The sequence below is a fragment of the Nocardia sp. NPDC003345 genome (genome assembly GCF_053589395.1).
Window position 1 is genome coordinate 35285 of sequence record NZ_JBSFRU010000010.1, and the last position, 10843, is coordinate 46127.

The following is a 10843-nucleotide window of genomic DNA, read 5'->3' on the forward strand; positions in this document are numbered from 1 at the left end:
CCCGAGACCAGTGTGAATGAACTGATCGGTTCGGTGATCCGTGCCGGGTCGGCCGAACTCGCCCGGAAGCATCCGGCGTGATGTGCCGATGGCCGCGATGTGGCTGGATCGCGAGGCGCAAGGCATTTTCGCGGGCACCGATGAGTACTCGGATGACGCGCCGTCTCATCGGTTGAACGCGCTACCAACCCGGCGCGACCGACCCGAAGGACCCGATATGACCACCGCCAACCCCACCGCCGGCTACTCCGACACCACCGCCCATCGTCCGGGGCAGGTTCGCAACCGGGTGTTGTGGACCCTGCAGATCCTGCTCGGCCTGTTCTTCATCATCGCCTCCGGCGGGCCCAAGCTGGTGATGCCGAACTCGCTGGCCGAGAACGCGCCGGAAAATCTGACCATTCCTTTCGCGCTCCTGATCTTCATCGGGATCGTGGAGGTCGCGGGCGGTATCGCCCTGATGGTGCCGCGCCTGAGTGCCCTGGCCGCCGCGGGCCTGTCGGTGCTCACGGTTCTGGCTGCCGGAACGCAGGCGTTCCTCGCCGGTGAGCCGGCGATGGCGATCTTCCCGCTGGTGCTGGCAGTGATCTTCGCCTGGATCGCCTACGAGCGTCGCGCCACGGTCACCGATGTGCGTAACGCGTTGTTGCGGTGACGATTCGCTGAGTGCGAGCGGCGGCCGGTGGTTCATCCACCGGTCGCCGATCGCGCGTTCCCGGATCGGTTGTCTGTCGGGTTGGCGGCAACCGATCACGCGGCCATCTGGTCGGCGGCGCCTCTGTGCGGCGCCGCGCCAGGTGGCCGCGCCTGTATCGGGCGTACCTCGTGGTCCAGGCGGAACTGTTGCGCGAGGTGAAGTGTGGTGCGGCACCAGCCAGCCGCCTCGATCGACCTCCCACAGCTGGCCCCGGTGTTCGCTGTAGGTATTGCGGTACTCGAGGAGATCGGCCTCGTCCAGCAGCCGAAACCCCAGCGGTTCGCGGAAGACGATATGGGCGAACGAGAAGCCGCGACCTTGAATGGCGACGGTGAGGTTGCCGTCGTAGCGGAGCGCTCCGCCGGACACACGGGAAAGAAATCGCGGGAATTCTCAGCGGCGGCCCGCTGGGGTGGTCTTCGATATCGGTGAAGACGAGGGGAGTGCGGCTTGCGGCTGAATCGGCTTAGCCTTGTAGCTATGGACCTCGGGGAACGGCTCCAGAGTATTCGTAAGCGGCGTGGTCTTACGCAGCGTGAACTCGCCGAGGCCGCAGGTGTGTCCCTATCGCTCATCCGCAAGATCGAGCAGGGCGAGCGTGACGCCCGGATCGATACGCTGCGCAGGCTTGCTGTCGCTCTCGGCCGACCGCTCACAGCCCTGCTCGGTCCCGACCCGGCCATTCCGGATTCAAGCGGCGCCGGCAAGCTGTGGGGACCCACGCGAGACGCGCTCACAGCCTCGGCGGATGGTGAGCCGGGACCTGGTCTGGAGGCTGCGCTGGCATATGCGACGCGGTTGTACCACGACAACGAGTACGAGAAGCTCTCCCGGGTTCTGCCCCGGTTGATTCGGGAGGGGAATGCGGCGGGGCCGCTGTTGCGTTCGCGGGTGCTGCAACTCGCGGGTTCGGTGCTGGTACAAACTCGCCAGCCGGAGCCCGCGCGGTTCGCCTTGGATCGATCGCTGGCGGACGCGGAATCCAGCGGAGATGTGCTGGACGCTGCGTCTGCCGTGATCACCCTGTGCTGGCTGTTGATCGTGGAGCGGCGCTTCGATCGGGTGCGTGGCCTGGCCGCGGAGTGGGCCGATCGGGTGGAACCGCGGTTGTCGGTCGCGACGACGCGGGAGATATCCACCTGGGGCTGGCTGCTGCTGCGGGGTTCGGCGGCAGCCGTGCGCGACAACCGGGCCGACGAAGCGGACGAAATGATGCGTCTCGCCGGTGCGGCCGCCATGGCACTGCGACCCGAACGAACGCCCTATCACCAGTACTGGACGACATTCGATTCCGCGACGGTCGCGATGAAGCGAGTCGAGAACGCTGTCGTGGATGTTCGGCCGGACCTCGCGCTTCGCTTGGCGCGGGGCATCCCGCAGGATCTTCGGCCGACGTCGGACAACCGCAACCGGCATCTGCTGGATGTCGCACTGGCCGACGTCGAATTGCGCCGCTACGACCTGGCTTTCGAAGTCCTCGAAAGGCTGTCCCGGGAAGCGCGGCCGTGGTTCGTGGAGCAGCGGGCGGCGCGCGACATTCTCGGCCGCATCATCGCGAAGCGGCGGACGCTCACACCGGAGATGCGCGAGCTGGCCGATGTGATTCGCCTCGAGTGCTGAGGCGGTACTCCCTGCCTCACACGGCCGACAGTCCTACGCGGGCACCACGCCCACCCGCCGGGCCAGCTTGCCGAGGTCGCCGGTGGTGAGATCCCGACGGGCCGTGCGCATCATGTGTCCGACGAGTTCGCGAACCGGTGTCATGGTGCGGATGTGTTGCGGGGCGGCGTGCTCGGCCCGTAGCAGTGCGTACAGCGAGTCCCGGTGGTTCCGCTGCATCGCGTGCGCGCGACCGATTTCGACGAAATACTGAGCCCTACGGCCCTGATTGGGCAGTTCGGCAGGGTCGAGACGCGGGGCGAGTTCGAGTACCTGTCCCGGTTCGCGTCGTTCGACAGCTGCCGACATGCGCCACAGTGTCACATTCGCGGGGCCGAAGGACTCGTTGCGCGCCTCGGAGGTGTTCGGACGTGCATCGTCGAGACGGCCCGCTTGCTCGGCCGCCTCGATGAGATGCGGCTCCGGGTCGCTGCCCATGGTGGCGGCCACGATGGATGCTTGCAGGTGCAGCATGCCGTAGGTTTCGATTTCGCCGACCGTACGGATATCCGCGGCGATCTTCTCGGCGGTTCCCAGCGTGGTCGCCAATGCGGCGGGTAGCGCGCCGGGCCGGGACAGCATGATCTGTCCCTGGCTGAACGCGGCCGCGGCGAGCTGTGCGGGGGCGGCGACTCGGTGGGCGGCGCGCTCGGCTTCCTGGGCGGCGCTCCAAGCGAGTGCGTGATAGCCGCGTGCGCGCAACGCCGATGCCACGCCGTAGGCAACTATGCCGAATACGTCGTAGGCCCGCGCGGTGTCGCTGGTGTTCGCGTCGCGGATATGCCGGTACGCGTCGGTGAGCATCGGTGCGAGCATCGGGCCGATGGCGGCGTAATCGCAATCGTTGCGGAGTTCGGTGACGGTGTGGGTCAGCGCGGCCAGTTCGTCGAGAGTGCGTGGTGGGCGGGTGTCGGTCACATTGCCCTTGGTCCACAGCACGGTTTCGATATCCGGAACTGCCGCATGGAAACCGGCAACGGTGGGGTCGAGCTTCTCTTGTTCCTGGCTGCCGGTCAGATCGCCGACGGTGACTCCGAGCGCCGAGGCGAGTGCGAGCAGGGTCTTGCGCGAGTCGATCGGCCGTAGCCCGGTCTCGAATTTCGCGATGGCGCTACGGGAAAGCCCGGCGCGGTCGGCCAGCACCTGTTGTGAGATTCCGCGCCGGGCGCGGATCGTGCGCACCTGACGACCGACGTAGCGGTCGTCCTCTGGCTGGAAATGGCTCATACCTCCACTGTTCCACAGAGGAACAGGTTGCGATGGTCGAGCTGTCAAGGTTCCCGATCACGCCCCGCCGCCGGGTGAGCATGCCTCGGCGGCAGGTGCGGCCAGTCAACGCAGGGGACAAGAACAGGGGAATTCGATGCGAGACCGGCCGACCGCGCTCGGATATGTGGATCTCGACGCGAGTACATCACTGGCCTGGGATCGGGCGCAGGTTCGACGACTCGCACGCCGTCTCGGCTATCTCGTCGTCTGGCCCGACCTGTCGTCGCTGCTCCCGTTGTTCGATCAGGTCCGGGCTGCCGATGTGGACGCGGTGGTCGTGCCGGGTCCGCACCACCTCGGTCCGATCGAGCTGAACAGGGTGATGGGTATCGCCGACGTGGAGACCGTGTTGCCCCGCTTGTCGTTCGCGCGGTGGTCACTGGTGAGGCATGAGCGGTGATCGTGCTGGGGTATGTGATCGCGATCGGGTTGCCGTCGGCCGTGCTGGTCTGGGCTCTGGTCTGGCCGGAGCCGGCAGAACGCCGGACCGTGCACGAGGCGACGACGGGGGTTGCGAGAGGTGTGGGCTCAGAAGCGTTGGCGGAGGGGCAGGTCGGTGGGGGTGCCGCGGTAGATGCCGCGGTCGATGAGGCGGGGGACCACCTCGTCTATGAATTCTCGGATGGCTGTGGATCCGGTCGCGAACATCAGGTTGAAGCCGCCGATATTGCCGTCTTCGTACCAGGTGGTGAGGTCGTCGACGAGGGCGTCGTAGGTGCCGACGAATTTGCGGTGGGTGGCCCCGCCCCGGCCGACGGCCTGGGCGGTGACCTCGCGCACGGTGACGTCCGGGCGTTCCTGGATCCAGTTGTAGAGGCCGACGTAGTTGCCGAAGGTGCTTTTGATGGTGTGCTCGACGTCTTCCGGGCGCGGCAGCAGGTGGGCGGGGAACGGGTCGTCGATATCGCCGAGGGGTAGTTCGATGCCGAACTGGCCCATGGCGTGTGGTGCGAGGGGTGCCCAGTCGACGTAGCTGTCGAGTTCGCGCAGTTTCTCCTCGGCTTCTTCGGTGGTGCGGCCGAGGTAGGGGATGAGTCCGGGGATGGCGGGGACGGTGCCGGGGGGCCGGCCTTCTTCGATCAGGGCCTTGTCGAGGGTTTGGCGGTAGGCGGCGGCGCTCGCGCGGGTGGAGGAGTTGGTGAACACCATCTCGGCGTGTTTGGCGGCGACCTTGATACCGGGACCCGAGCCGCCGGCCTGCGCGATGAGTGGGCGTTGCTGGCGGCTGGGGGCGATGTTGAGCGGCCCGGACACGTTGAACAGCGGGCCCTGATGGTCGATGGGCTCGGCGTGGAAGCGGGGGCGGCCGTCGGGATCGGGGCGCATGGAGCGGTTGTCCCAGAGGGCTCGCAGGACCTGCAGGAACTCGTCGGCGCGGTGGTAGCGGGCTTCGCGGGAGAGGTGTTCTCCCAGGCTGTAGTTCTGGGCGAACCGGTCGATCACCGAGGTGACGGCGTTGTATCCGGCGCGGCCGTCGGAGGCCTGGTCGAGGGAGGCCAGTAGCCGGGCCAGGTTGTAGGGGTCGTAGAAGGTCGTGGACGCGGTCGCGATGAGACCGACGCGGCGGGTGTGTTGTGAGATCGCGGTCAGGGCGGTGATGGGTTCGGCGGGGCCGCCGTCGAACGCGGGGGAGCTCTGCATACCGGGGATGTCGCCGACGAACAATGCGGTGAACAGGCCCTCGTCGCCGAATCTCCCGTATTCGAGGAGGCGCTCGAAGGCGCTGCGCTCGGGGACGCCGTGGGCTCGTTCGTACCGGTGGGCGCCCTGGTGCAGGTTGAGGTCGTTGGCCACCAGGTTCAGGTGCAGATAACGTCGCTCCGCCATCGGGAGGCTCCTTCGTAGAACTCTTCGGGTAGGCGCACCCTCGCGGTTTCGGGTGGGCCCGCGCCCGGTCCGGAGGCCGCTCGGGGTGTCTACCGCGCGGCTGTATCCGGCATGTGCCGCTTGCTGATTCGAGCACGAATCCGCGATCACCGCCGCAGGCTAGCGGCGCTAGACAACTTAGCGAGGCAATGTTACTGTTGCTCTGGTTTCTAGCGACGCTAGATATCAGTGCCCGAAGATGTCACCTGCCGACCGGCGGGATCACGAGGAGTAATCGAGATGACCTTCACCAGCAATGAGCAGCAGTTCCTCGCGGAGGCCGGGATCGGGCGGCTGGCCACGGTATCGCCCGACGGCGTCGTGCAAAACAATCCGACCAACTACCGGGTGAACGCGGACGGCACGATCGATATCGGTGGTATGCGGATGCGCGCCAGCCGGAAGTACCGCAATGTCGAGGCGGGCAGCACGGTGTCGTTCGTCATCGACCAGCAGGTTTCGGTGGAGCCGTATGTGATTCGCGGTATCGAGGTGCGCGGCACCGCGGAGGCGCTCGACGACGTGGAGCCGCCCTTCCCCGCCCCAGGAACGCGCGGTGATCCGGATCCGGCCGGAACGGGTCATCTCCTGGGGTATCGACGGCGGATCCTTCGACTTCACCAGTCGCGGTGCCGAATAGGCGTGCGCGTGGTCGCGGGGCTACTTCAGCGGAGGTTCGTGGATCGCGGTGAGGAATTCGTCTATCGCGGTGCGCACCGAGCGCACCGAGACGAAATCCGCACCGCCGGGGGAGGAGCCGTTGAGCGGACGTTCGATCGCGATGCTCGGGCGGATATCGATCTGCTTACGGGAATGGCCGTCGAGCCAGTCGCGGAGTCCGGGGAGCGCGGCGGGGGTGATGTGGCCGCGGTCGACGAGCCAGTGGCCGAACGCGGGGTCGGCTATCACCTCCCGTGGCCGGCGGCCCGCGAACTCCAGATCCGCGGACCACCGCTGGGTGTACTCGCGCGCCTTCGAAGCCATCGGCGGATACCAGCGCTGGAACGGGCGGGCGTTGTGGTAGGCGAGATGCAGATTCGCCGCGACCGTCCAACCGCGGTCTTCCAGGGCGAGGAGTCCCTCGATCGCCGTCGGGTTCGAATAGAAGGGCACGTACTGGGGTTTGAGCTCACCCACCCAGGAGCCGAGCCGGATACCGCCGGCGGTGGCCCACATACTCACCCGTTGCGCGGTGACCACCCCGTGGGTGAATTTCACGGTGGCGTAGACGTCGTGTTCGGTGCCGGAGCCGCCGGTGGCCTGTTCGAGCAGGAGTCGCAGGCGGCTTCTGACGACGAGGTCGTGTTCCATCGACGGAGGATAGCGGCGCGGTCCGACACGGCGGGTGGTCGTGCTCTTCCGCGAGCGTTTCCATGATCTCGTGGCCCGGCGATGATGGGTCTCGTGGAGAAATTTCTGGTGCTGGTCAACGGATTACCGGGCTCCGGCAAGTCGACTCTGAGCCGGGCTCTGGCACCCACACTGGGTGCCCAGTTCCTCTCGAAGGACGATGTGAAGGAGGCGCTGGCCGCGAGGGTGGACGATCCGGCGATCGTCGCCGGTAACGGTGGGGTCGCGATGGACGCGGTCTGGGCGATGGCGCGGGCGTCGTCGGTATCGGTGGTGATCGACTCCTGGTGGTTCAGGCCGCGCGACCTGGCGTTCGCCGCGGCCGGTATCCGCCGGGTGCGGGCCGACCGCGCCGTGGAGGTGTGGTGCCGGGTGCCGGCCGAGACGGCCCGGGCGCGGTATGCGGGGCGGCGTCGTGCGGCGCTGCACCAGGACGACCGGCGGCTCGCCGAGGACTGGGATCAGTGGGCCGAACAGGCGGCTCCCCTGGGGATCCTGCCCACTGTTGTCGCCGCGTGGCACCACGCTTGCGCTTAGCAGGTCGTCGCCGTTGCCCGAGGGGAGGGGCACCGACGAGCCGGCGGGGGCCTGGCGCGGGAATTCGGTCAAGCGAGCGGGCGTCTCAGCTCGGGCGTTCGACCATGGTGATATCGGTTCGGCGCCAGTGCTGGTTGTACTTGACCTTCACGACCTCGAACCTGGTGCCGGGAGGGAACAGGACTTCCTTCTCGTGCGGCTTCGCCGAGTACCCGCCCAGTCTGCTCCCCGTACTCGACCGGATCTTGAAATGCGTATTGCCGCCGAAAGCCCGGCTCTTGGTGCGGCTGGTGCTGGTGAAGGCGGCCTCGGTGACGATGGCGCCGGGCTTGTAGCGGGCGAGGGCATCGGCGGGGAGGTGGGCACCGCGGAAGACGGTGCCCGAGTAGCTGCGCAATTTGGCGATGGCCGAACGGAGGTCTTCGGCGAACCTCCTGTCCGCGGGGTCGAGTGTTCCGGAGCGTAAGCCTCTGTTGATGCGCTCGAAGAAACCGGTCCCGGCGGTCATCGTGTGGATGACCTCGGCGTCGCGGGTGGTTATGGGGGCGGGACGCGGCCTGGACCTCGGCGTATCCGGGGCCTGCCGGTTCGACGGTCCGGACGGGCCGAAGCTCGTCTTCGAGATGGCGTCATATCCCGTCCGTTCGACCTCCCGGGTCTTCCGATCGAGGTCACGCAGGATCTCGGTGTTGCCGCCGGTCGCTTTCTTGGCGCCGGTGCCGATTCCGTGGGTGGCCTCCACCAAGCGGTTACGAATGCGCTGCCCGAGCCCTGCCAGAACCCCGAATGCCACCACCACTCCCGACCGGTGGTCAGAACGCTTCACTACACCGATCCGAATCCTGACGCATCCCCAGCACAGGGGAGGGGTCTTGCCCGCGACCGGTTCGGACCAGCGAGGGCGTCTGCGCAAGAGGCCGGTGGGTTGCCGCGGTGACTATTGCGTGCCTGTCTGCGGGGCGACCCGGTTGTACACCAGGTCGTAGACGCGGGTGCCGGTCGTGTCGTACCAGCCGTCCGCGCCGCGCGTGTAGAGGGTGTTACCTGCCGCATCTACCCAGCGGTCCCCCTCCTGACGCTGGCCCTCGTTCTCCGGTGTGACCATGTCGTTGGCGCGGGCGCGCAGCTTTTTCAGCAGTTCGGGATCGATATCGTCGATCGTCTCCCGGTTCGGATCGGCCTCGTAGGCCTCTCTACGCTCCTGGATCTCGGTGTTGAGCTGGTCGAATATGGCCTGGTTGCGAGCGTATTCCTCGCTGTTGAGATAGTCCCCGGCGCCGGGCATCTGTGTTCGTCCCTTCTTGATGCGGCCGATGAGTCGTCCGAACAATGATTCCTGCCTAGATTTCGGTCATTTGGATGATGATCTTGCCGTCCGGTCCGGGGAACTTGTTGTGCACCATGAACGGTGTCCCGGACCCGAAAAGTACTTCGTCGTCCAGACCGGAGTGGTCTCCGACCGGTTTGCCGGTTTTGCTCACGATCTGGAACTCGACATTCTGGGTGTCGGCGAATGCTTTACTCGCACCGTCCGGTTTGAGGCTGGAGGAAACGAAACCGTTTTCGGTGATCGGCTGGCCGGGCTCGTAGCGGGCCAGCTGATCCGTGGACAGGTTCATATGCCGGACCACCGGTCCTTCATGTGCCGGCAACTTGGCCAATGCATCGTTCAGCGCGCGGACCTGCGCCTGCTCTTCAGGGGTCAAGGGCGTCCCACGGTAGAGCAACTGGTTGAGCGTCGTCCCGTCGGGCCGGGACGGCATCTGGCCCATTTGCAAGGCTTTGATGTCTTCAGGGGTCAGTGACCAATTCGTGCCGGTAGGCCGGTATCCGCCCGGTGTCTTCTTGTTGATCATCTGCCAGATCTGGTCCATCCGCTGTTTGTGGGTGGACCAGTCCGGAACGTCTTTCATGCCGCGGCCCAGCCCGCGCAGCTTGAACAGGCTGATCAGTGGTTTGATCTTCGGGCCGTACTTCGCACACAGGGCGGCGAGCCGGGACGCGGTGACACCGGCGGCGACCACGCCCGCGGCGCCGAAGGTGACCAGGCTCGCGGCGATGGTGACCGCCGCCCCGACCGCTGCCTCCACCGCGGCATCGATGGCGAGCTGGATGAGGAAGCCCTCGATGTCCTTTCGCATCTTGACCAGTTCGTCGTGGTGCTCGCCAGTGGTCGTGGCCATCGCGCCGAAGCCGTTCGACGTTTCGGCGGCCGCGGCCGACAGGGCTTTCAGATCGTCGTCGATATGGTCGAGTTCGGGTGCGGTGATCGGCGCGAACATGGCGGCGGCGCGGTCGATTTCGGCCACGAGCCCGGACACCGCGGGTTCGGCGGCGATATCGCGCCAGATCGCCGCGACCGTCCACAGCTTGTCCGTGTCGCCGTCGGGTACCGTGACCCCGATTTCGTCGAGTAGCCCGATCCCATCCTCGATCAGGCCCTCGCCCGGTCCGCCGGACGATGGTAGTGGCGGTCGGCAGCCCGCTCCGAACGTCAGCATCTGATTCACTGGTTCGGTCGGCGGTGGTCCGGGGCTCATATTGGCGTTGTGGTCGCCGAGGGCGTGCAGATAGCCCAGCTCACGCAGCACGTTTCCGTAGCCGTTGACGTTGTTCGCTATCGCCTTGACCTGTACCAGCAGATCGTTGGCCTTGGTGTCGTAGGAGGCCGCCCAGGTTCGGGCCTCCTCGTAGGAACCACACATGGATTCGCCGGTATCGGCCAGTTTGGACCAGTGCTTGTCGACGGCGAGGTAGTAGTCGTCCGCGGCTTTCAGCAGAGCGGTCGCCGCCTGCTCGTAGACGTCGGTATCGACGTCGAGCACCGTCACTGCGCACTGCTCGCGGGAGCGGGACTGCGATCGAGGCGGGCCAGGATCACCGCACAGGTGGCGGTGTAGGAGTCGTGGGCCGCCTTGCTCGCGGCCTCCATCGTGGCCAGACCGTCTCGCATCTTCTGGGCGCCGGCGTTCCAGGTGTCCATGGCGGTGTGGGCGGCTTCGGCGGTTTCGCCGGTCCACGGCCCCGAGGTGCCGTCCCCGTTGTGCAGCGCGTTCATTCGTTGCCGTAGTTCGACCAGCTTGTCTTCGGTGAACCCGAGCAGCCCCCGCAGTTGGGCATTGAGGGCATCCAGCGCCTCGGTGTCTACACGGTGCTGTGACATGTGGGTGTTCCTCTTGATACGTGCGTCAGATGTTGAGCGAACTCGGCCGTGGTTCGGTGGCGGCCAGTTCGTCGCGCAGCGACTCGTCGACCTCGGCGAATTCGCCGGACTGTACACCGAGGAGCTGGGCCATCGCTTCCAGTGACGACAGCAGTTGCACCGCACCGGCGCTGGCCTCCCTCCATCCGTCGGTGAAACCGACGGCGGCCGGGCCCGACCAGTAGGCGGCCATACCGTCTATCTCGGTATCCATCCGGATGAACCCGTTACCGAGTGTGCTGGCAACCTCTGACAGAAAGGTT

13 protein-coding genes and 1 pseudogene are annotated in these 10843 nt (G+C 66.5%); 6 read left to right on the forward strand and 8 right to left on the reverse strand.

Features of this window, described 5'->3' with window-relative positions; translation table 11 throughout:
• The first annotated feature begins 217 nt into the window (after positions 1 to 217).
• From ACWDU1_RS02570 to ACWDU1_RS02580, 3 genes are all read left to right on the forward strand, one after another.
• On the forward strand, positions 218 to 655 hold the full coding sequence (locus ACWDU1_RS02570) for a DoxX family protein (RefSeq protein ID WP_449995260.1): 438 nt from the start codon (positions 218 to 220) through the stop codon (positions 653 to 655).
• A 204-nt stretch (positions 656 to 859) separates the two neighbouring features.
• Positions 860 to 1129 carry a hypothetical protein gene (locus ACWDU1_RS02575; RefSeq protein WP_449995262.1) on the forward strand — a complete coding sequence of 90 codons (270 nt, stop codon included), beginning with the start codon at positions 860 to 862 and terminating at the stop codon, positions 1127 to 1129.
• Positions 1130 to 1177: 48 nt separating this feature from the next.
• Positions 1178 to 2317: a helix-turn-helix domain-containing protein gene (locus tag ACWDU1_RS02580; RefSeq protein WP_449995264.1), complete on the forward strand. Its 1140-nt coding sequence runs from the start codon at positions 1178 to 1180 to the stop codon at positions 2315 to 2317.
• A gap of 33 nt (positions 2318 to 2350) precedes the next feature.
• Here ACWDU1_RS02580 and ACWDU1_RS02585 read toward each other — a convergent pair whose 3' ends face one another.
• Complete coding sequence (locus tag ACWDU1_RS02585; RefSeq protein ID WP_449995266.1) at positions 2351 to 3583, reverse strand: helix-turn-helix domain-containing protein; 1233 nt, start codon at positions 3581 to 3583, stop codon at positions 2351 to 2353.
• A 136-nt stretch (positions 3584 to 3719) separates the two neighbouring features.
• Here ACWDU1_RS02585 and ACWDU1_RS02590 point away from each other — a divergent pair, with 136 nt between their 5' ends.
• Positions 3720 to 4025: a hypothetical protein gene (locus ACWDU1_RS02590; RefSeq protein WP_449995268.1), complete on the forward strand. Its 306-nt coding sequence runs from the start codon at positions 3720 to 3722 to the stop codon at positions 4023 to 4025.
• A 128-nt stretch (positions 4026 to 4153) separates the two neighbouring features.
• On the opposite strand, the gene ACWDU1_RS02595 is transcribed toward ACWDU1_RS02590, so the two are convergent.
• Positions 4154 to 5452, reverse strand: coding sequence for an NtaA/DmoA family FMN-dependent monooxygenase (locus tag ACWDU1_RS02595; protein ID WP_449995269.1), 1299 nt, complete (start codon positions 5450 to 5452; stop codon positions 4154 to 4156).
• A 279-nt stretch (positions 5453 to 5731) separates the two neighbouring features.
• Here ACWDU1_RS02595 and ACWDU1_RS02600 point away from each other — a divergent pair.
• Positions 5732 to 5980: pseudogene (locus tag ACWDU1_RS02600) on the forward strand (PPOX class F420-dependent oxidoreductase); the annotation flags it as partial.
• Between the two features lie 171 nt (positions 5981 to 6151).
• On the opposite strand, the gene ACWDU1_RS02605 reads toward ACWDU1_RS02600, so the two are convergent.
• Positions 6152 to 6802, reverse strand: a complete 651-nt coding sequence (locus ACWDU1_RS02605) for a hypothetical protein (RefSeq protein ID WP_449995289.1) — start codon at positions 6800 to 6802, stop codon at positions 6152 to 6154.
• 93 nt (positions 6803 to 6895) lie between these two features.
• On the opposite strand from ACWDU1_RS02605, the gene ACWDU1_RS02610 reads away from it, so the two are divergent.
• Entirely contained in the window at positions 6896 to 7378 is a 483-nt protein-coding gene (locus ACWDU1_RS02610) for an AAA family ATPase (protein WP_449995271.1), read from the forward strand.
• Between the two features lie 85 nt (positions 7379 to 7463).
• On the opposite strand, the gene ACWDU1_RS02615 is transcribed toward ACWDU1_RS02610, so the two are convergent.
• The 5 genes from ACWDU1_RS02615 to ACWDU1_RS02635 all read right to left on the reverse strand — a co-directional run.
• Positions 7464 to 8171, reverse strand: coding sequence for an ADP-ribosyltransferase domain-containing protein (locus ACWDU1_RS02615; RefSeq protein ID WP_449995273.1), 708 nt, complete (start codon positions 8169 to 8171; stop codon positions 7464 to 7466).
• 144 nt (positions 8172 to 8315) lie between these two features.
• Positions 8316 to 8708 (reverse strand): hypothetical protein, encoded by a 393-nt coding sequence (locus ACWDU1_RS02620; RefSeq protein WP_449995275.1) that lies wholly within the window; start codon positions 8706 to 8708, stop codon positions 8316 to 8318.
• A gap of 10 nt (positions 8709 to 8718) precedes the next feature.
• On the reverse strand, positions 8719 to 10209 hold the full coding sequence (locus ACWDU1_RS02625) for a hypothetical protein (RefSeq protein ID WP_449995277.1): 1491 nt from the start codon (positions 10207 to 10209) through the stop codon (positions 8719 to 8721).
• Entirely contained in the window at positions 10206 to 10541 is a 336-nt protein-coding gene (locus tag ACWDU1_RS02630) for a WXG100 family type VII secretion target (protein ID WP_449995279.1), read from the reverse strand. The genes ACWDU1_RS02625 and ACWDU1_RS02630 overlap by 4 nt, the downstream gene beginning before the upstream one ends.
• Positions 10542 to 10566: 25 nt before the next feature.
• The coding region (locus ACWDU1_RS02635) for a WXG100 family type VII secretion target (protein ID WP_449995281.1) at positions 10567 to 10843 on the reverse strand (277 nt) is incomplete at its 5' end.